This window comes from Anaerobacillus sp. ABA4_114 (genome assembly GCF_056159065.1).
Genome location: NZ_JBSWUM010000002.1, coordinates 317345 through 335689 on the forward strand (window position 1 = coordinate 317345; position 18345 = coordinate 335689).

Annotated in this window: 26 protein-coding genes; 12 read left to right on the forward strand and 14 right to left on the reverse strand. The window is 34.9% G+C overall.

The window, feature by feature from the left end:
* Nucleotides 1-150 precede the first annotated feature (150 nt).
* The 5 genes from ACXAEY_RS23295 (at nucleotide 151) to ACXAEY_RS23315 (ending at nucleotide 3795) form a co-directional block, all read left to right on the forward strand.
* Entirely contained in the window at nucleotides 151-1824 is a 1674-nt protein-coding gene (locus ACXAEY_RS23295) for a hypothetical protein (protein WP_474815638.1), read from the forward strand.
* Nucleotides 1825-1871: 47 nt separating this feature from the next.
* Nucleotides 1872-2231, forward strand: a complete 360-nt coding sequence (locus ACXAEY_RS23300) for a hypothetical protein (RefSeq protein WP_474815639.1) — start codon at nucleotides 1872-1874, stop codon at nucleotides 2229-2231.
* A 26-nt stretch (nucleotides 2232-2257) separates the two neighbouring features.
* A complete protein-coding gene (locus ACXAEY_RS23305) occupies nucleotides 2258-2779 on the forward strand; it encodes a hypothetical protein (protein ID WP_474815641.1) in 522 nt (173 codons plus the stop codon).
* A 92-nt stretch (nucleotides 2780-2871) separates the two neighbouring features.
* The gene (locus tag ACXAEY_RS23310) at nucleotides 2872-3243 is read left to right on the forward strand and encodes a hypothetical protein (protein ID WP_474815643.1); all 372 of its coding nucleotides are present in this window, start codon (nucleotides 2872-2874) and stop codon (nucleotides 3241-3243) included.
* Between the two features lie 87 nt (nucleotides 3244-3330).
* Nucleotides 3331-3795, forward strand: a complete 465-nt coding sequence (locus tag ACXAEY_RS23315) for a hypothetical protein (protein ID WP_474815645.1) — start codon at nucleotides 3331-3333, stop codon at nucleotides 3793-3795.
* Between the two features lie 30 nt (nucleotides 3796-3825).
* On the opposite strand, the gene ACXAEY_RS23320 is transcribed toward ACXAEY_RS23315, so the two are convergent.
* The 3 genes from ACXAEY_RS23320 to ACXAEY_RS23330 form a co-directional block, all read right to left on the reverse strand.
* Entirely contained in the window at nucleotides 3826-4266 is a 441-nt protein-coding gene (locus ACXAEY_RS23320; protein ID WP_474815646.1) for a hypothetical protein, read from the reverse strand.
* Between the two features lie 113 nt (nucleotides 4267-4379).
* Nucleotides 4380-4592 (reverse strand): hypothetical protein, encoded by a 213-nt coding sequence (locus ACXAEY_RS23325; protein ID WP_474815648.1) that lies wholly within the window; start codon nucleotides 4590-4592, stop codon nucleotides 4380-4382.
* A gap of 130 nt (nucleotides 4593-4722) precedes the next feature.
* A complete protein-coding gene (locus ACXAEY_RS23330) occupies nucleotides 4723-6177 on the reverse strand; it encodes an ATP-binding protein (RefSeq protein WP_474815649.1) in 1455 nt (484 codons plus the stop codon).
* Between the two features lie 671 nt (nucleotides 6178-6848).
* Here ACXAEY_RS23330 and ACXAEY_RS23335 point away from each other — a divergent pair.
* Nucleotides 6849-7241, forward strand: a complete 393-nt coding sequence (locus ACXAEY_RS23335; protein WP_474815651.1) for a hypothetical protein — start codon at nucleotides 6849-6851, stop codon at nucleotides 7239-7241.
* Nucleotides 7242-7339: 98 nt separating this feature from the next.
* On the opposite strand, the gene ACXAEY_RS23340 is transcribed toward ACXAEY_RS23335, so the two are convergent.
* The 3 genes from ACXAEY_RS23340 to ACXAEY_RS23350 all read right to left on the reverse strand — a co-directional run bounded on the left by ACXAEY_RS23340 (nucleotide 7340) and on the right by ACXAEY_RS23350 (nucleotide 9315).
* Nucleotides 7340-7747 (reverse strand): hypothetical protein, encoded by a 408-nt coding sequence (locus ACXAEY_RS23340; RefSeq protein ID WP_474815653.1) that lies wholly within the window; start codon nucleotides 7745-7747, stop codon nucleotides 7340-7342.
* Between the two features lie 68 nt (nucleotides 7748-7815).
* Nucleotides 7816-8838, reverse strand: coding sequence for a potassium channel family protein (locus ACXAEY_RS23345; protein ID WP_474815655.1), 1023 nt, complete (start codon nucleotides 8836-8838; stop codon nucleotides 7816-7818).
* A 12-nt stretch (nucleotides 8839-8850) separates the two neighbouring features.
* Complete coding sequence (locus ACXAEY_RS23350) at nucleotides 8851-9315, reverse strand: hypothetical protein (RefSeq protein ID WP_474815657.1); 465 nt, start codon at nucleotides 9313-9315, stop codon at nucleotides 8851-8853.
* Between the two features lie 150 nt (nucleotides 9316-9465).
* Here ACXAEY_RS23350 and ACXAEY_RS23355 point away from each other — a divergent pair, with 150 nt between their 5' ends.
* The 3 genes from ACXAEY_RS23355 to ACXAEY_RS23365 are packed head-to-tail and all read left to right on the forward strand — an operon-like array spanning nucleotide 9466 to nucleotide 11486.
* The gene (locus tag ACXAEY_RS23355; protein ID WP_474815659.1) at nucleotides 9466-9819 is read left to right on the forward strand and encodes a hypothetical protein; all 354 of its coding nucleotides are present in this window, start codon (nucleotides 9466-9468) and stop codon (nucleotides 9817-9819) included.
* Nucleotides 9819-11069 carry a glutathionylspermidine synthase family protein gene (locus ACXAEY_RS23360; RefSeq protein WP_474815661.1) on the forward strand — a complete coding sequence of 417 codons (1251 nt, stop codon included), beginning with the start codon at nucleotides 9819-9821 and terminating at the stop codon, nucleotides 11067-11069. Before ACXAEY_RS23355 ends, ACXAEY_RS23360 begins: the two co-directional genes overlap by 1 nt.
* 21 nt (nucleotides 11070-11090) lie before the next feature.
* Entirely contained in the window at nucleotides 11091-11486 is a 396-nt protein-coding gene (locus tag ACXAEY_RS23365) for a DUF350 domain-containing protein (RefSeq protein WP_474815662.1), read from the forward strand.
* 87 nt (nucleotides 11487-11573) lie between these two features.
* Here ACXAEY_RS23365 and ACXAEY_RS23370 read toward each other — a convergent pair whose 3' ends face one another.
* Entirely contained in the window at nucleotides 11574-11816 is a 243-nt protein-coding gene (locus ACXAEY_RS23370; RefSeq protein ID WP_474816524.1) for a DUF2584 family protein, read from the reverse strand.
* A gap of 140 nt (nucleotides 11817-11956) precedes the next feature.
* Here ACXAEY_RS23370 and ACXAEY_RS23375 point away from each other — a divergent pair, with 140 nt between their 5' ends.
* Both ACXAEY_RS23375 and ACXAEY_RS23380 read left to right on the forward strand, forming a co-directional pair.
* Complete coding sequence (locus tag ACXAEY_RS23375; RefSeq protein ID WP_474815664.1) at nucleotides 11957-12466, forward strand: hypothetical protein; 510 nt, start codon at nucleotides 11957-11959, stop codon at nucleotides 12464-12466.
* 4 nt (nucleotides 12467-12470) lie between these two features.
* Nucleotides 12471-13421 carry a Kiwa anti-phage protein KwaB-like domain-containing protein gene (locus ACXAEY_RS23380; protein ID WP_474815665.1) on the forward strand — a complete coding sequence of 317 codons (951 nt, stop codon included), beginning with the start codon at nucleotides 12471-12473 and terminating at the stop codon, nucleotides 13419-13421.
* Nucleotides 13422-13449: 28 nt separating this feature from the next.
* Here the strand turns inward: ACXAEY_RS23380 and ACXAEY_RS23385 are convergent, their stop codons facing one another.
* The 4 genes from ACXAEY_RS23385 to ACXAEY_RS23400 all read right to left on the reverse strand — a co-directional run bounded on the left by ACXAEY_RS23385 (nucleotide 13450) and on the right by ACXAEY_RS23400 (nucleotide 15969).
* Nucleotides 13450-14118, reverse strand: coding sequence for a YneB family resolvase-like protein (locus ACXAEY_RS23385; protein WP_474815666.1), 669 nt, complete (start codon nucleotides 14116-14118; stop codon nucleotides 13450-13452).
* Nucleotides 14119-14300: 182 nt separating this feature from the next.
* Complete coding sequence (locus ACXAEY_RS23390; RefSeq protein ID WP_474815668.1) at nucleotides 14301-15164, reverse strand: S1 RNA-binding domain-containing protein; 864 nt, start codon at nucleotides 15162-15164, stop codon at nucleotides 14301-14303.
* Nucleotides 15165-15285: 121 nt separating this feature from the next.
* Nucleotides 15286-15651 (reverse strand): hypothetical protein, encoded by a 366-nt coding sequence (locus tag ACXAEY_RS23395; RefSeq protein WP_474815669.1) that lies wholly within the window; start codon nucleotides 15649-15651, stop codon nucleotides 15286-15288.
* A 54-nt stretch (nucleotides 15652-15705) separates the two neighbouring features.
* On the reverse strand, nucleotides 15706-15969 hold the full coding sequence (locus ACXAEY_RS23400) for a hypothetical protein (RefSeq protein ID WP_474815671.1): 264 nt from the start codon (nucleotides 15967-15969) through the stop codon (nucleotides 15706-15708).
* Between the two features lie 421 nt (nucleotides 15970-16390).
* On the opposite strand from ACXAEY_RS23400, the gene ACXAEY_RS23405 reads away from it, so the two are divergent.
* Nucleotides 16391-16684, forward strand: a complete 294-nt coding sequence (locus ACXAEY_RS23405) for a hypothetical protein (RefSeq protein WP_474815672.1) — start codon at nucleotides 16391-16393, stop codon at nucleotides 16682-16684.
* 56 nt (nucleotides 16685-16740) lie between these two features.
* Here ACXAEY_RS23405 and ACXAEY_RS23410 read toward each other — a convergent pair whose 3' ends face one another.
* The 3 genes from ACXAEY_RS23410 to ACXAEY_RS23420 all read right to left on the reverse strand — a co-directional run bounded on the left by ACXAEY_RS23410 (nucleotide 16741) and on the right by ACXAEY_RS23420 (nucleotide 18303).
* Nucleotides 16741-17091 (reverse strand): hypothetical protein, encoded by a 351-nt coding sequence (locus tag ACXAEY_RS23410; RefSeq protein WP_474815674.1) that lies wholly within the window; start codon nucleotides 17089-17091, stop codon nucleotides 16741-16743.
* 284 nt (nucleotides 17092-17375) lie between these two features.
* On the reverse strand, nucleotides 17376-17615 hold the full coding sequence (locus ACXAEY_RS23415; RefSeq protein WP_474815676.1) for a hypothetical protein: 240 nt from the start codon (nucleotides 17613-17615) through the stop codon (nucleotides 17376-17378).
* Between the two features lie 355 nt (nucleotides 17616-17970).
* The gene (locus ACXAEY_RS23420; protein WP_474815678.1) at nucleotides 17971-18303 is read right to left on the reverse strand and encodes a hypothetical protein; all 333 of its coding nucleotides are present in this window, start codon (nucleotides 18301-18303) and stop codon (nucleotides 17971-17973) included.
* Between the last annotated feature and the right edge of the window lie 42 nt (nucleotides 18304-18345).

The window sequence follows — 18345 nt, forward strand, 5'->3', positions numbered from 1 at the left end:
CCTCCTTTGTTAGTGTCGTTCAATAAATAGATTATAATTTAATATATATTTTTGTGTAATAAATTCATACTACCATTATTTTTAATTGGAAATTTCATTAAAATATATGTTATGCTTAATTTCATAAAATAAAAAGTCAGGTGATTCTGTTTGTTCTATCTAATTCCGTTTTTTCTTATCACTCCGTATCCTTCGATATGGAAACAAACACTTGGATTTCAGATAACCAAATTTAGTCTTGGTTTGGCTTATGCATTTACCATCTCTTACTTTGGATTAGTAGATAAGACATTGAGCGCATTACTTGTCTATGGGTTGTTCGCAATCATCATATCCTTATTAATAGATGTGCTACTAGTCAAAATTCCTGCAAGTGTTGGTAATGCTTTATCAATTGTATTATTTGTTTGCATAGTAAGTTATTTGTACTTACTCATTGTTCACCCTCTAGCCGTGAAACAGGATTTGGCTAAAATGACTGCTGTAAATCATTCAGAAGATCACTTAAAGGAAATGAACCTCAAACACCTTAATATTGTCCCATCTGATTATGCGCGGTATGAGGCAGAAAAGGTGTTAGGCAAAGTAAAAAATTATTCTTATTACGACCTTGGAGATACGACAATACAGAAAATCGATAACGAGTTATTCTGGGTTACGCCAATAGAGTTCAAATCTTTCTTTAAAGCAAACAAAGGACAACACTCTCCTGGATACATAAAAATGAATGCGGAAAACCCTAAAGCTAATTCCGTTTTAGTTGATGACTACAAAATGAAATATATCCCTAGTAATTACTTCTCTAATAACCTTGCTAGGAAAGTCAGAAGCAAGTACCCTTCCATTGTTTTAATAGGGACTTCTTTTGAACCAGACGAAAGCGGAAGACCACATTATGTTGTTAGTTATGGTCACTATCATAAATTTAGACAGGGTAAAAAAGTTGATGGAGCAATAATCGTGGATCCTCAATCAGGGGAGATTGAGAAATACAAGTTAGAAGATGTGCCTGAATTTGTAGATCAAGTGATCCCTCCAGACCTAGCAGCGGACTACAATACATATTTCGGAAAGTATTCAGGTGGTTTCTGGAATTCTATCTTTGACAAGACCGATGTTCATGTTCCCACTTCTTGGGAGACATCTTCAGAGCAAGTTGTGGGTGTGTTCTCACATGATAATGACTTTGTTTGGTTTACTGATCACACTAGAGACGAAAGTGACTCTTCTTCAATGGTTGGTTACTCTACGATGGATGGTAGAACTGGGGAATTGACATATTATACGAATTCCAACGTAAAAGGTGCTCTTGATGGCAATGCAGCTGTAGATGCGGTAGTAGGTTCTGAAAAAATTAAAAAAGCGGAGTACATTGGGACGCAACCCCTTCTCTACCGGATATATGGGAAAGATACTTGGATTGTTCCATTAATTGACGAAGATGGGCTCTTTAGAGAAATTGCCTTTGTATCAAGTGAGGATGGGAAAATATTCGGTCATGCTCCTAACAAAGCAGATGCTCTTGAGAACTATAAATATATGGTTACAACTGAATCAACGAGTGAGGAAACAAGCATTTCCGAGGAAGTTAACCTTGCTACTCATAAGGGGAAGATACTACGAAGTTATCAAACAACTGACCGTAAAGGGGAAGTCTTCAAGTTATTAATAGAAGGTTCCGATAAGATCTTTACAATCAACCCTAAGAGAAGTCCCTTCGTAGGTTTTGCTGAACCGGGCGATGAGGTTGAGGTTAAATACATAGAAACGAAGAATACGTTGGTCACCGTTCAAGAGTTTTATAACAAGACCATAAAGAATTAACTTATGTATCAATACTGGTAAGGATTCTATAGGAGGTAATTCCGATCATGGAAACGATGGTTATTCAACTTTACAATATTGACTTTGAAAGCAAGTTAGATGACGTAGCGAACAAGCATTATTGTGAATTAATTAATAAGAAAAATGAGAATGAGTTCCTCCTTTTAGAATTCCTATTTAGACCTGTTAGGCTTAGTTACATCGATATAGAAATCGCGCCAGGGTCTAACGGCGAACTATTTATATACACACATATTCATTGTTTTAGAGATGATGAGGATTTAGAACCTGCTGTTAATGCTCTTTCCAAAGCGGTTTTAGACTTGATACGGAATGGAGGTAGTATCGTTTGTAACGATATATATCTTTCTAACAACTTATCATCGATTAAAGAAATGATTGAGTAATCATGAGTATAAGGAGTAGATAATCTATGAACATTCAGACAAAGGACAATTCTTACGAGGGTGAATCAACAAAGGTTCAAAATGAAGGGCAACCTTCTGATAGTTATAAGGGTTGGCAAGTGGCGTTAATCGGTTTTACAACTGAGTACGTTAGAGAAATAATGTTTAACATCTTCGAAGAAGAATTTCAGCAAGATGTCCTTTTCATCCGCAAGAATAAATGCATTCCTAGAGAGATACGCAAACAATTGGATAAAACACCAGCGGGAGTTTTAGTTCTGGAATCTGAAGCAAAGTTCAGTGATAAAGAAAACATTTTATCAATCGCAAAGGAATATAATCTTCGAGTCATTATTGGGACTAAAATCGAGCTTGAGTCTAGTAGTAGATTGCACTCCTATTCCGACTTTGAAGCGAGTCTGTTTGAAGAAGATGCTGATTTAATGATAGGAGTATCAGTAAAGGGAATAAATATTACAAAAAACCGATTTGGTCCGAGCGGTAAGATCGGCTCTGATCAGATGTTTAGTATGCTAAACGTTGTTTAATGTATAAATGCGCCTACAATTATGGCGCATTTTTTCTTTGGACAAAATCTTATGTGTTATAGTTAAGAAAAATAAAAGGCGGTTATTTTTCTATGCATCCTATTAAAGATTACCCAATTGAAATCCCAGATGGTTGGTTCTATTCTTCTCAATTCAATCATTATCAGAAAGTACAAAACAAGGTCTACTGTTACGTGACCCCCCAATTGTTTGGAAGGTGGATTGCTCAAGTGTACTTAAGAGGGCGAACTGGTTTGTGCGAACTAGAAGCTAGAGTTCATATAGACTCAGAAAATGATTTCGATTATAGTGAGTTAGAAAAACTATTTAAGTTATCTGAGCTATGGTTAGAGAAGTACGGTGACAACACGGAACAGCTTAAATCAGATCCTTATCATGTCTTTAATCCAGGTGGTTGGCGTGGTAAAGATATAACAGGAAAACCATTAGAATATACGTCATAGCATGTATTTCACATGACAATCAAAAAAGTTTAGAGTAGATATATATGTAGATTTTTCATTATAAATGTACTAAATAGGGGTTTTTAAATGCGGAAAATATTTGCTATAGCTGGCTATATAATTAGATTTACGATATACCTTCTCTTTGTTTATATCTTGTTCCAGTACATTCCTAAGGTATCTTTTTTTGATCTCAGTTCATACAAAACATATTTCGCATGGGCAGTGGTACTGTTTTTCATTTACAATCTGGTAGGAATAGTGACGAAGAAAGAGGAAGAATCCGAACTGTTTGAGTTTAAGGAGGATACTATGCCCAGTGACATAAAGAAGAAGATCGTGATGGTGGGTTTAGGTTACTATCCTTTAACTATAGGGGCGTTTTATTTATTACAAAAAATCATCTTAAATATAATACCTAGTCTATCTGAAATAACATTGTTCGGAGTTGCGGTATATATCCCGTTTTTCTTTTGCAACAGTATTTTGGTTACGCACATCATGTTTACTAAAATGAAAGAAAATGCATTAAAAAAGAGTCCCACTGCCTAATGGTAGGGGACTTTTGTTGTCTTTATTTTCTTATTTTTCTTCCCATGGAAATGCTGCATTTAATGATAATAATCTTTCAGCAACATCTTCACCGGTTTTAAGCTTCATATCTACTACTGAGTGACCAAATTGATTGTAACCGTCTGTAATGACGTAATCAATTGGTTGTCCAACTAACTCTTCCCACTTCTCATGGCAAGGTACCAATAAACCATCCTCTTCGATATAGCCATCTACGTAATGGATATTCCAGACGCTCATTAGGTATTTATCTCCACCTACATTGACCTCAAATTCTTCAGTAGCAAAGTTAATATCAGTGATTATTCCACTAGAAACAGGTGGGATTTCACGATATTTCTTTGCTTCTACGTCAAATCCATCAAATAAAATGGGGATTAGAGCAAATAATATACAAATAAGACCTACCTTGCTAAAAATTACGTTAATGATTTGTTTAGTATTGTTCATCACTATAATGACCTCCGATTAAGTTGTTTTTTACAATTTAATCGGAAAAAGAATTAATGGGAAATAAATCTCCATATTTCTACAGAGTCATTCGGGACGTCTACTGGTTCAGTTCAGACTATTTTTTCGAGTTGTTTCTCTAGACCATTTAATTCTTTTCGAAGCAGTTTGATTTCAGTTTGTTTTACTTCCATTTCTAAGCGGATGTTTTCTAATTTATCAAATCTCTCAATAGAAGGTGAAGTGTTTTCCCAGGACTCTAATTCGTCCCATAAGTCTTTGAAAGCAACCTCTAATCTATCTATTTTATTCTTTAACGTCTCCATATAAAAACCCTCTCGATGTTCGCAAAGATTCTTTTGTAGTTATTCTTTTCTTGCCTGTAGTTATGGTTTGGTAAAAACGCACTAATAAGCTATTCACTCTGGCTGCAATTAGATAAAGAGCAGGGTTCGCCTACTCTTTATCTAATAAACGTTTTAGTTTCAGACTCATACCTTGAAGGTATTCCTCCAATACCTCATTTGAAAATTCATCACTACCATATGATTCCTTTTGAGAAGCCATAGTATAGATCAGTAAATCAACCGCTGTTCGCAGTTCTTTTTCATGTTGAGTGCCCATCACGAACTGATCATAAAATTCGTGATCCATATTATATTCCACTACAAGTGACTTGCCTTGCTTGTATGATTGGAATATAGGTGCGTGGCTTCCATGATTTCCCTGACTCCAACTCACTGGTGCTTGTTTGCTCTTTATACCCTTTGCTTTCTTTTTGGGCGTTCTCTTTGTCTCAATTGTTTCAATACGCTTTGTAGAATCCTTGTGGTCTGGAGTTTTTCCTTCTTCTCTCTCCTTTTCCCTCTTGCGTAAATCAGCTTCTTGAGAGAGCTCCTTCTTAATCTTTTGTATGACAGAGAAGATTTGGTCTTTGATTTGAGTTTCCACTTCTTCATCTATATCAATCTTGGACTTATCAACATTAATGCCCATACATTCGTCTAGTGAATTAGAAAAGTATAGTTCTCCTCGAATTGCGTTATAGCTTGGGTGTTTCGCCCACAAACCCAGACGTTCATTGAACTTAATTTCCCTACCGTTTCGAATGATAGAGAAGCCTTGATTAGCCTGACTCAAGTTGTATGAGCTAGAGCCTAGCTTTGCAATAACCACTCTAATCTTTCCTTCAACCAGTTCACCTTTAAAGTTTGTATACGAAATGTTAATCATATCATCGAAGCGAATTCTAGTTCCTTTCACTTCTCTCTGCAGAAAGTCTTGAGATTTTATAACTACTCCGTTCAAGACAATTTTCAAGCCATTATTGATTAGTCCCCGAAATTGTCTAGATAGGCGCTCTGTCATATTCGCTACGAACGTATCGAATCTATGCTTAACATTATCGCAATCTTGCAAATAGATTACTGTGCCACTATTGACGTTATCTCCTAGCGTATCAAAAAACTTCTGAATGGAAAAAGCAGAAGATTCGCTAATTGGATATACGTAGTCGCCTTCATGCTCCATGACAGATAAATCTTGCAAAACAGTATGTAATTCAGTGTCAGGCGTCATTGATGTGGCAGTCATCTTTTCTGTTAATGATAAACTGGCAGTGCTTAATCCCATACCAAATTTACCTAAGTCATTCATTTTATGTTCAGTCTCTGAACCTAGTCGAACTGCCTCTAAAAGTAAATCTGGTTGCATGCCTGAACCATCATCCGCAATCAATATATTTCGAACGGTGTTTTTAGGTCCTTTTTCTACATTAATAATGACTTTTGAAGCTTCTGCGTCAATCGAATTATCAACAATATCAAAAATTGCATCGTAGTTGTTGTAACCCATTTTTCTCATAGATTGTACCATTTTAATGCTAGGTATTTTTCTGGCTTTTGTTTGCAAGAAAACCACTCCAATTTAAACTATAATTTCTATATTTTTTTGATAATATTATTATTTTAATTGTTTTATTAATATTAATTATATCAAATTAAATAACTGTTTGACTACTGTTAGTTGTGTTAGATGTTTTTTAGAAGCCTCTAATACTGATAGGAAAGAAAAAAGGATAACCAGCCCATCAGGACTGACTCTCCTTTGGATTATTATCTTTTTTAAAATAAGGTCGGTGTTGAATATGAATTAGAAATGTACTATTACCATGTTCTAGGGTCAGATTCTTGCTTCATTATTTGTAAGAGCTCGTAATCCGTTTTATCTTTGGATTTCGATTCTGTTGGTACGCTAATAGGTACACTAAGTTCCTCAGGAGTCACGAACCACCCTTCGCAATAAGCGCAACCTCCACCATAACATTGTCTGCATTCTACATTACTTAAACCTTTGCTCAATTTTATCACTCCATTTTTTTTTAAAATAATATCAGATGTTAGTGTTTTGAGTTAATAATTCTTAACTAATTTGATAAAATAACAACTAAACAAATTAATAATCGCATTAATAATATGATACGGCTTAGGAAGGGAGATGCTCTGATATGAGTATGGTTGTCTTCTAAGGTGTAGAGTAGTACCAGAAATGGTAAATCTTCTGCTTTATGCCTGGAGATAAAATTGTCTAATTGGTATCACCTTTTTGATCCAGAGAATTGCCCTAATTGTTTTGAAGAAATGCGTGGTTGGGATTGGGAGCAATATGAGAATGAAGTAAAGAATCTCTTTAACCCTAGTTACAAGGATCTTGACTTATGTGAGTATAAGTTTAGTTCCGGTAGGTGGGTCACTCACCCTAATAACCGACTCTTGAAAGACCCACGAAAAGAAAAAAGGAAAGATTTCAGGAACTCCCAAAGGGGTTCGGGATGGCGTAAGAATAAAGAGACTACAAGCGTAAGAAAGATGTCTAATCGCAAATTCAGAAGGAAAATGAAGATGGGGCTTAGTCGCTATAATGATTATCGACCGCTCGCTAAAGAGTACAAGACATACGGGTGGATCTCTTGGTGAATTCTATTATTAATAGAAAGAAAAAAGAAGGACAAGAATCACTCTTGTCCTTCTTTTCTAATTGTTATCTTAAAGGGCTTAGTAGATAAGCGATGTTCTTATATTTCTTCTCTGAACTTTTTTCTTATCATCGAAAGTACACACCAATATATATAAACTGGAATCAATACAATTACCAATATGTCTGCTCTCAATGAATAATCAGATAGAATCGAAGACAACATTAATCCCGCTAAAGTATAGACCAATAACTGAATTGTCGTGCGGTGTCTAGCCAATGTTTTTAATCTAACCAATCCATCTGCGATTAAAGTTGTGGGGAGACCGAATAGTATATAAAAAAGTGCATAAAAGATCGGCAATGTAATTACTGTTGCAAGAGTATCTGTATGATTGTACTCTAATCCAAGCATCCAGATAAGAGAAAACTCTCCAATTGCAGATACAAAAACTGATATAGGTGCAGAAATTATTATTGCCATTAGTACCCTTTGTATATATATCAAGTGGACCCTCCGAGTTTTGTCTTATATGCTTAGAACCATAATAAGCATTTAAAGTTGGTTTAATTGTTCTAGCTAGAAAACTTTTCTTGAATGACCTTAATTGTACTGTCATTGCATACGATGTGAAGCTTAGCATTAGAAGGAATCGTTTCATCTAGCTTACGGTTAATACCCAATTCTTCAGAGTCTGATAGCAACGTTGCGCCTGAATTTAAAAGGTCATTGTATGCGTCCCGATACGTTCTCCATTTTGATGATTTTTCGATTTGGTAAAGGTCGTCTCCGATCTTTCTACTTAGCAATTGATTATATATTTTTGTTACTCCATGGTGCAATGATGAGCGGACTGTCATGCGAGATATCGTTTCGTCTGACAATACAAATTCATCTACCTTAATGTGATCAAAGATTGATACGTGTTTTTCGTTCTTCAATTCTACAATCGTATGAACTTTTGAAGCATACTTTTCTACTGAAGCTGCTAATAACATCGTTTTCCCATCAGCCAACATGTCATTGTCTACGGAATCATCTGCATAAATGATAACTGTTCGGGCTTGTGATACGTTCGCCTTTTCAAGGGTTGAACTGTCCGTTCCGTCCCCTCTTATATAGTGAACGCGAGGATGAGAAATAGGTTCTTTTTCTAATGTATCGATTACCACTATATCGGTGTTCAACTCTGTTTCAGTAATTTCTTCAACTGCCAATCGTGCTTTTTTCGACCAATCAAATATTACTACGTGGTTACTCCCTTTAAAAGGCAATTGTCCTTCCTCCTTTAATTTCCGATAGACTCCTAGTCCATCGACTACTTTTCCAATTACGACCCCTAGTAAGCCGATCCCTATTATATAAAGGAAAACAGCGTATGCTTGACCCGCTACTGTAACCGGTGAATAATCACCATATCCTACAGTTGTAATGGTGGTGAGTACATACCAAAAACTTATCCAGGGTGTGTCAAAGGTATCTGGTTCGACTATTGAAAAGTAAAAAGAACTTCCAAAGATAACAACGAGTGTTGTTAACAGCAATACCAGATTGCTCATTCTTACCAGTTTAAACATTAATTTTTTTAAATGAAACAATTCAAGATCCCCCTATTCAGTCGGTTGAACGTATATAACATATGTACTTCTATCCTCATCAATTTCTGCAGAGTCTCGATACCATGTCCCTTTTTCTCCAAGAGGAATAATATCTTTTAGAAGGTAGCGAATCGCTTCTATATGATTCTGCAATTCAATTTTTTCTAATAGCGGGATGTCATTGCTATACCTGTTAAACTCTCTAAACTCTAAGTGGACCCCATCTCCATATGAAGGGTGATTTTCATCGTTATACCGGTCAGTGACCTCTTCAACGATCAAAGCGTCATAGTTTTCTGCTCCTTCTTTGATCAGCTCATTTTCTATGAGCTTATAAGTTTTATTGTCTTTAACAAAAAAGTCGCAGAGTTGACGAGCAAAAACCTCCGATTCATTAATAACATCTGAATGATAATGGTAGATTGCTTTATAATTCCCGTACCTATCATGCAGATAATAAGCCATCATTTCCTTCATAACATTTGCTCCTTTCCATCTGACAATATAATGATTTTTCATTTTGTTTGAAACTATAAATATTACATAAAAACATATGTTTTAACTATATTTTTAATTTTAAATATGATAAGTTAGTTTTGCAAGAATAATTTGGAAAGGATGGAACACATGCAAAGAAAAACTAAACAAATTATGTCTGGTGTATTCGCTGCAGCATTAGCTTCTTCCGTAGCAGGTTGTGCGCCTTCGTCCTCAGTTAGTTTACCATCTAAGCCTGGTGATAAGCGTTGTTCCGATTACGATTGGAATGATTCATTAGGGGTTTACGAATGTGACGATAATAGCCGTTATCATGGTCACTACTTCCATAATGGCGGTATCTACACATCTAAATCTGCTTTAAAAAACAGCTCATCCTATAAGAGTTACAAATCCAGCAGCTCGTTTAAAGGCGGCTCGAAAGGTTCTGTTAGAAGTAGTGGCGGGTTTGGTAGTGGTTCTAAGGGAGGATTTGGGGGTTAATGTCGTTAGTAACAGAAAGTCATCAACAACAAAGACAACAGCTATACAACAAAGTAGATAACTTCTGGCATGATCTACATGAAACGGAATACGCTCTGTATGACATTCTTTTACTTCCCAAATCGGAAATTGAGGCGATTCGTAAGGTTGCTAATCGCTTAAGCACTATTTTCTTTAAAACTGCAAATTTGCTAAGAGGCATGGATGACCAAACACTAGCCTCTCTTGGTTTACCTGAAGGTCTAATCCCATATGTTCGTCTCAATACAATAGATATTGAGAGCGTTATTTCGAGACTTGACCTCGTAAAAACCCATGATGGGTATAAATGTTTAGAGATCAATTCAGATACGCCAACTTTTATTAAAGAATTATTCCATGTTAATAAGGTTGTTTCTCAAAATTTTAATGTAGATGACCCGAATACTGATGAGAGTGGACGGTTGAGTGAAAGTTTGCGACATGTTGTTAACTACTCTCATTTAATGAACGGATACGACTACAAACCGAATGTTGTCTTCACATCTCACGGAGATGACGAAGAAGATAAAAACACTACATTGTATCTTATGGAGCTTAGTGGATTAGATGCTAAGTATGTACCTTTAGATAGTTTGGAAATTATAAAAGGCGAAGGGTTATTCGATGATACAGGTGAAAGAGTCGATGTTCTATATCGTCAAACTTATCCGCTTGAACATTTAATAAATGATGAGGATCCGATATCTGGTGATAAAGTCGGGGAGCTGCTTTTGGACTTAGTGAAAAATAAGAAGTTAGCTTTATTAAATCCTCCGTCTGCATTTCTACTCCAGTCGAAATCGGTCCAAGCTGTCATTTGGGCTTTACATAACGATGAAAGTGACTATTTTACGAAACAAGAACATGAGTGGATTCGTTCTCACATGTTGCCTACATACTTAGACAATGAACCGTTTTGGAAAGCGAATGAGAAATATGTTAAAAAGCCTTCCTTTGGTCGTGAGGGAGATACAGTAGAAATTTACGATCCGAACGGCAAGATGGTTATGGAAGATCCCAATAAAACATACAAAGAAGAACTGCCTATATATCAAAAATATGTAGACCTACCCACTACGGCGGTAAAAACTGTTTCAGGTAAAAAAGACCTTCATTATATGATAGGGTGCTTTTTACTAGAAGGTAAAGCAAGCGCAATTGGCGTTAGAGCAGGTAATCAAATCACAGATAATGAATCGTATTATTTGCCTTTAGGCGTTAAAAATTAAAAAAGAAAGGTGTTACTACACATGGAATTATTTATTAGTTTTTTACAATATTTCGCGGTCGGTGCTTCTTTGCTATTAGTAGGTACTTTCTTATTTGAGGTTACTACTAAAAACAAAGAGTTCAAACTAATTGGTGAAGGAAATAAAGCTGCAGCATACGCTCTTGGTGGTAAGATGCTGGGGTTAGCTATCGTTCTTTATTCAGCTATTTCTCACTCTATTTCGCTCAACGATATGGCTATTTGGGGTGGCGTGGCGATCGTAGCTCAAATTATCACTTTTTATATTGCTGAGCTTATCACACCGAACTTCAAAATTACAAAAGCAATTGATGAAGATAATCAAGCTATTGGAATCTTCTTGTTGTTGCTCTCCCTATCTATTGGATTTGTAATAGCTGGTTGCCTATCATATTAAGCTTAGTATGTGAATTATGAGTAAGAACAGAAAGGGTACCTGTTTCTAAAACAGGCACCCTTTTTTGGTTGGTAAATCTGTATAATCTCAATTAACTGTTCTTAGATTAGTTAACCTATAGCAGATGTTCGTTTGATTGTTCTCTTGGACTATTTTGTATACTTTTGCTTGTCCAATTATTGCAGACTCTTTTCTCACCCTTATCTCGATTGGATGCTCTATCGGAACGATGTGATAACCCTGCATTTTTAACTCATAATCGTTTTTGTCAGGACTTAATCTGATTTCATTATTATTGGTAATGATCTCCCATTCCAATTCCAAGCGCATACCCACAAAGACCCTCCCCCTTCTCACCTATGACAATCAATTCTTCTCATATTGAAAGTTACTTGTTTTTACTTCCATACCTTTCTTTCAATGATACTATTTGTAAGAATAAAATATCGAAATTAAGGACGTGATACAAGTTGTTGCGGAAGTACATTAGAGTAATCCTGTTCCTCAGTTCCTATTCGCCTCTATTCTTTATATTTGCAATCATGAATCCGTTTAAAAATATCTATGCTGCGTATGGAATGGTTGCTGTCGGGGTTGTATCAATTTTAATGCTTCTATACTTACTAAGGAAAGCAAATCATTTAGAAGGGGATTTTACTAAGGTTCATAAGGTGACAACTAAAGATGATGTAGCGATTAATTATATAGTTGCGTATCTATTCCCCTTCTTAGAACAAGATTTAAGTCAAAAAAGAAATGTCATTGCGGTGTTGGTTCTATTTGTAATGCTAGGTATTATCTATACAAGTTCAAACATGGTTTATACGAACCCTATTCTCAATATCCTGCAATATCATATCTTTGAAATTGAAGATGATCAAGGTCATACAATGATGATTATTACTAAGAAGAGACAGATCTTAAAAGATGAAATGATAAATACAAAACATCTAGATGGAAACATCTACTTAGGGGGTTGATGTAATGAATGAACAATACACAAATATGATGGATGTCATTAAAGGGGATTATAGAATAGCGGTTGTATTAGGAAGTTACGGAAACTCATTTGATTATAGAAAACTTAGTATAGGCACAAATTTAGCGGAAAAATTCAAGCATCTCGTAAGCACTTATATTGCAAGGTCTACCATGGCGGTCGATATGGGCTTTAAGGAGCTTATTCAGTACAAACCAGGATACAAGAAAGAATCAGAGCAAATTCAATTCCTTGCTATTGAAAATGATGAGTGCGAAAGCCTCAAACATGCTATAGATAGTATGCCATCGATTAAGAATATGCACCATTACAATGAGAAGGATACTGATTTTATCAATAACATGTCTTTTTACTGTTTTATTATTCAGTCTAAAAACGGACATACGATTAGGTTATATCGAAAATTCGCCAACGTAAAAGGAATGGTTAAAAGTAACGGGATCAAAGCCATCTGGTCCGAAGGCGTTTATGATGACTTCGAGGAAAAGGTGTTAAATTTTGATGAAAAGATAGATTGTGTTTACTTTAACAATTATATTTTTGTTGAGAATACTCATTACTTCCAAACCATTTTCAGGTACTATGATGGACTGCGAAAGAACGCTCGTAAGGTAGTATCAAAAATTTCTGATAAGATACCCATTTCAAATCATGAAGAATTTGCACAACTATGTTTGAATCATACTAGTATGCTAACCAAGGTAAATAACATCTCTAGCCAGTCTTATTTTGAAAGTATTACTATGAATGATATTAAGAGAACCATAGATAAGTTCGAAGTTAATGTTGATATTGTTACTGAAAACGGTGTAGAAAAATTACTCTTTAATAAGAGTAATAAATGGGGAATCCTTCATCTCTTGGGAGACGACTATCTTGGGTCTATGATGACCGACAACCTTTATGTATCAAATTCTAAATCTGCCGTTAAATAAAAGAAAGAGACCTTTGAAATGGTCTCTTTTATATGGGCAAACCTTTTTCTTCTTGCTCTTGTAATTCTTCTTTGTACTCTAAATACCTACGGTTAACCGTAGCTTTGCTAACATCAAATCCTAGCCCTCGTAATGTACTAGCGATCTCATGGAATGTAAGTTTCTTCTCACGAAGTTTAACGATCTGTTCAATTGGGACTTCTTTTCTGTCTCGTCCGCCAAACTGAATATTAGTTAGATTGTCTTGTGGTCTGTAACCATTATCAATTGCTCTATTAACACCTTTTCTGATTTTGAAGTTCGCAATTCTTCTTTGGTATTCTTCAACCTTGGATAGTATCTCTAAAAGCAAAAGATCTCCTTCAGATAGATTAGGTTCCCCTTCTTCGTTTAAAGTGTATACATCCGCTCCTAATTTTCTAAGTTCATGTAATAGGGCGATCTTGGAGTTACCTCTACCTAAACGTGTATCATCCTGGACTAGTAGTGAGTTTGCTTGATTGTCTTTTATTAATGCTAACGCTTCGATAATTCCGTCTCTTTCAACATCAAAACCGCTGTGACGCTCTTCAATAACTTTTACCACTTCAAGGTTTTTTTCTGAAGCCAATTTAACAAGTTCTTCTCTTTGCCTTGTTAAGGATGTATCTTGCGCCTCTTTCTCTGTGCTCACCCTACAATAAATAATAGTCTTCATCAGCTTCATCTCCATTCCTATGCGCCCTAGTTATTTGTTTATATTATAGCAAACATCGAACGGATGTGCTGTTTTTATGGCACGTCATTTTAGAAATTAAAGAAAATATCAAAAAAATGACATCCTTGGATGTCATTCTTTTAAAAAGATATTTGTTGTTTTTTCAGTGAATGTTTTTAGGATTAAGCTAGTTCCTTCTTATTCTGCTGAAGCTTTTCTTTTACTTGCGTAAGAAATAGCAACCCCATGTCTGGGTGAAAGTCGTTCGAGACCTCTAACATTTTCATAGTGAAGCTGAAAATACTTGTATCGGATAGAGTCGAGAACAATTCTTCTTTAGCAGCTGGTGACAGAGCTCCTACCTTAGAATTCATAAATTCAATAATCTGTTCAACTTCATTATCTTTACTCAATAGTTTACGCTCCTTCTGTTTTTCAGACTCTTCGAATGGCACATCCTTTTCATTGGACTGTTTTGTTGCTTGCTTGTCGTTCTCAGAGCTACTGGGATCATAGTTGTATGTGCTTAGAGTTGGTTTTAGGGGTAACTTCATTTCTTTAGTGGATAGAGCTAATTTCCCCTCTTTATGACCAATGTATTTTACCTTTAGTTCATCCCCTACTTCGAAATATAAGTGGATGTCCGTGATAAAGTAGTTTTTTATATTCGATATGTGTATCATTCCGAATCTCTTGTGTTCATCTAGTGTTTCGCACATAACTCCAAAGTCGGTAATTCGCTTAACAACGACATCAAGAATCGCACCATTTTTGTAAGGAGGAGTAGTATAGAGTCTCTTTTCAACGTTCGAATTTTCTCCATTTTCATTATACAGTTCTTCTTCGTTATTATCTAATTTATTTGTTTCTTCGTACATTGTTGAAAAAAGTATTTCTTCTATCTTCCCTATAGGAACATCAAATTCTCTGGATAGCGAAGTGAGTAATGATTGCCTTGAGCTTTGACTCTTCTTTAATAAGTCTTCTGAGGACAACTTTCGTTGCAACTGAGATACCTTTTCTTCAGAGACGCTTTGGGTCGACAAGTGATCAACTCCTCATTGGTTTTTCACTAGTATTGACAAAAGATAAGTAAGTAATAACTTCTATATCACTAACTTGAATACCTTTACAAAAGCTAAAAAAGACTCCCGAGTGACCGGGAGTCTAGACTATTGACCTCTTCATTCTGTCTGGAATGTCGATATGATGTAATTTTGAAATTACGTTCACTAACGTCTCTTTCTCTTCTTCTGTTTCGATTAAATTGTAAATTTCATCGAGTTTGTGTAAGTCCTGAATTCGTACTTCAAGAATAGCATCCCATGAGATCCTCATGTTATCAAGAATAGTAAGGAGGCAATGATATGGAGGTAAAGATTCTTCACTTTCTATTGACCTGATTATGCTTAAATCGATATGTAAATGTGAAGATAATTCGCTCTGGGACATATCCATTGACTTTCTTCTGGAATATATACTTTCACTTAGCTTCTTAATAGAGATTCGTTTCATTTTGATCTCCTCTTCCATATATTAGATTCCTTAGTATTTTAGAAAAAACAAACCCTATATACAATAATCATGTCAAAAGGATTTAAGAGTTTTTGAAGTGTGTTCGGAAAGCGTTTGAATGTCTCTTGTTTTCAACAGGACTATAATACTTAAGTTTGCAATTGAATCATTCATTCGTTCAGGGTTAATCATCAATTCATTCTTTATGTTTGATGATTCTACTTGTTGGGCTGCTTGGATTCTACTTTTCGAAAAAAATTGGGATAAGAAGCCTTCAATTTCCCTGGTTGTTCTAATTGCTCTTTTCCTAACTTCTCGTTCAGATAATGCTTCCATTTTTTCGCCCTCTTTCTTTTGAATAACCCTTAGAGGGTTACTTATTTATATATACTCTGCCAAAATCAGACTCTTCTTCAGCCTGAGTGGATATGTAAAATAATGAGCCACTTGCTACAACAAATGTGAAGAATAAAGCTACTATTATATTTGATATTTTAAGTTTTTTATTGATGGTAAACACTCCTATTATCATTTATATATATTAATAATATTAGATATCGAGCATTATTTCATCAAAAAACTAAGATAAATATAATTTTACTATAATTCATCTCATTAAACTTATAGAAATTATTTAATATACCCTTTTATTTCTATCATGGATATAGTATAAAAAATCATGTTTAAATATTTTATACTAATATCTACTCATCCAATATGATACAATTTTACTATTCTATCCAAGGAGGGAAATTTAATGCAAGCAACTATCTTTGATATTCCAGAAGAGAATTCCCAATTTAAAATAGGAGATTCTGTGGTAATAAAATCTCCCATAGAGGTCGAAGAAAGTGGTATTACACTAGATATTGAAGATAGAGCTTATCTAGAGAAGTTTTCTCAGAAAGAAGTAATTATTGAGCAAATACTAACTAACGGAGCTGTTACCAATGTGATTGTTATTTTTAATAATGGAAGTAAAGGTATTTTTTATACTCATGACCTTAAGAAAATGAAATTGATTGAAGATCACAACCTTATTTCTAATTAAATTTTGTATTTTGTATAAAAAAAGGCTACCAACGAAATTGTTGGTAGCTCTTTTAATTATGATGCTTTTCTTTTAGCCAAAGACTCAATATTCCCGACAATTGAATGGTTCATCATATCGTTTGTGATTGTAATTTGACAATCATCATTAATAAGAGTGATTTCTTCTTTATCTTGGTTAGGAAAGTATGTATAAGAGTCGTATTCGAGTCCCACTTCTTTCCCTCCGCTGCTTTGAATAAGGAAAATTTTCACTTCGTCACCTGTCTCATTATCTGAGATGACTTTATCGTTATCAAAATATCCTTTAATTATATGTTTTTTAGGTTTTAAATTTTCTGCTAGAGTTACCATGTCATCAAAATTAATCATTTCAACTGAGTTATTAGTGCTAAAAAGTTGGATCATATTCCCGCTCCTTTTTTGTTATATTTTCATTATATATAAAAAAGCTAAATTTGTACATGGAATTTTTTTCTGCAAATTCCATAAACCCATCTTTAGATATATTTTACATTAAATATCATGGGTTACTATATAAGCCATTACCCCTACCTACGCGCTTCGAAACATCACTTTCGAATTTTTTAGAAAATATATTTATTCATAATAAGCGCTATTTAAATTTTCTAAAAAAGAAGAGGTGATTAACCTCTTCTTAATGTTTCATTAATCTTTTTAGGGCTACTGTTCTATCTGTTAGCCATTATAAAATCTACAGTATCCAACTTGGTAATGTAAGCATCTCTAATTCGATCTTCCACCAGGACATCGTCTAAATAATATTTCTCATTACAGTTCTTGCACGAATAGGTAGGTGTATTCGATACTGTAATCTCTTTTCCAAAAATCGTATGTACTGCATCTATATTTAACAGATCCATCAACTCATTGCATTTTTTGCATTGCATTGCTGGTGCTATTGTATTCATACTTGTCACCTCTTACGCTTGTATTAAAAAAACCTTATTGATTGGGTGTATTTGAATAACATCGATTCGCCCCACTATAAGGAATAAATTATTCTGTCTAGTGGCATACAGTGGAATCGAACCACTCCTCTCAGAGACCCGTTTAATGTGAGCCCATAGTCTGAAGCTTCCCAGAGCTGTATGCCATATTTTTATTATGTATTGCAGAAGATTATTCCAGGTATTAAAAATAACATAAAATATATATTAAAACAATATTTTAGTTAAAAACACAAAGTTGTTATAGAAATTTCCCTTTATTCTTTCCCATAGTAAATAACCCCTCATATAGAGGGGTATTGTTCCGTATTAATTCTTACTTTGATTTGTACTTTACTTCTCCAAAGACTGCTAGCTGCACCAATTCATCGGCTGATTCCACACTTAACTTCTCTACTTCGTTTAGTTCGTCGCCTATTTTTGAGGTTATTGCAGATGATAAATTCTGTCGAGACAGTTCGGCATGAGTTTGCCAATCATCTCTAACGTGTAGCTTTAATACAGCTCCTCTTGATATAGCTTGGTTTAACATCAGGTCTTCGTTGCTTTCGGGTGCTTTAATTGTTCTTATGCCTGAACACCAGCGACTAATCCCATTTTCGGAAAATGCTTTTTCTAAAATCTGGTCTATTGTCTCATCGTTATACAAATCGAATCACCTCTTGTTTAGTATGTGGTAGGAATGGATACA

What these genes read in the sequence shown, in the direction of transcription:
- ACXAEY_RS23300 (WP_474815639.1), top strand. Translation starts at nt 1,872, where the DNA reads ATGGAAACGATGGTTATTCAACTTTACAATATTGACTTTGAAAGCAAG.
- ACXAEY_RS23305 (WP_474815641.1), top strand. Translation starts at nt 2,258, where the DNA reads ATGAACATTCAGACAAAGGACAATTCTTACGAGGGTGAATCAACAAAG.
- ACXAEY_RS23310 (WP_474815643.1), top strand. Translation starts at nt 2,872, where the DNA reads ATGCATCCTATTAAAGATTACCCAATTGAAATCCCAGATGGTTGGTTC.
- ACXAEY_RS23315 (WP_474815645.1), top strand. Translation starts at nt 3,331, where the DNA reads ATGCGGAAAATATTTGCTATAGCTGGCTATATAATTAGATTTACGATA.
- ACXAEY_RS23320 (WP_474815646.1), bottom strand. Translation starts at nt 4,266, where the DNA reads ATGAACAATACTAAACAAATCATTAACGTAATTTTTAGCAAGGTAGGT.
- ACXAEY_RS23325 (WP_474815648.1), bottom strand. Translation starts at nt 4,592, where the DNA reads ATGGAGACGTTAAAGAATAAAATAGATAGATTAGAGGTTGCTTTCAAA.
- ACXAEY_RS23350 (WP_474815657.1), bottom strand. Translation starts at nt 9,315, where the DNA reads ATGAAGGAAATGATGGCTTATTATCTGCATGATAGGTACGGGAATTAT.
- ACXAEY_RS23355 (WP_474815659.1), top strand. Translation starts at nt 9,466, where the DNA reads ATGCAAAGAAAAACTAAACAAATTATGTCTGGTGTATTCGCTGCAGCA.
- ACXAEY_RS23360 (WP_474815661.1), top strand. Translation starts at nt 9,819, where the DNA reads ATGTCGTTAGTAACAGAAAGTCATCAACAACAAAGACAACAGCTATAC.
- ACXAEY_RS23365 (WP_474815662.1), top strand. Translation starts at nt 11,091, where the DNA reads ATGGAATTATTTATTAGTTTTTTACAATATTTCGCGGTCGGTGCTTCT.
- ACXAEY_RS23370 (WP_474816524.1), bottom strand. Translation starts at nt 11,816, where the DNA reads ATGCGCTTGGAATTGGAATGGGAGATCATTACCAATAATAATGAAATC.
- ACXAEY_RS23380 (WP_474815665.1), top strand. Translation starts at nt 12,471, where the DNA reads ATGAATGAACAATACACAAATATGATGGATGTCATTAAAGGGGATTAT.
- ACXAEY_RS23385 (WP_474815666.1), bottom strand. Translation starts at nt 14,118, where the DNA reads ATGAAGACTATTATTTATTGTAGGGTGAGCACAGAGAAAGAGGCGCAA.
- ACXAEY_RS23395 (WP_474815669.1), bottom strand. Translation starts at nt 15,651, where the DNA reads ATGGAAGAGGAGATCAAAATGAAACGAATCTCTATTAAGAAGCTAAGT.
- ACXAEY_RS23400 (WP_474815671.1), bottom strand. Translation starts at nt 15,969, where the DNA reads ATGGAAGCATTATCTGAACGAGAAGTTAGGAAAAGAGCAATTAGAACA.
- ACXAEY_RS23405 (WP_474815672.1), top strand. Translation starts at nt 16,391, where the DNA reads ATGCAAGCAACTATCTTTGATATTCCAGAAGAGAATTCCCAATTTAAA.
- ACXAEY_RS23410 (WP_474815674.1), bottom strand. Translation starts at nt 17,091, where the DNA reads ATGATCCAACTTTTTAGCACTAATAACTCAGTTGAAATGATTAATTTT.
- ACXAEY_RS23415 (WP_474815676.1), bottom strand. Translation starts at nt 17,615, where the DNA reads ATGAATACAATAGCACCAGCAATGCAATGCAAAAAATGCAATGAGTTG.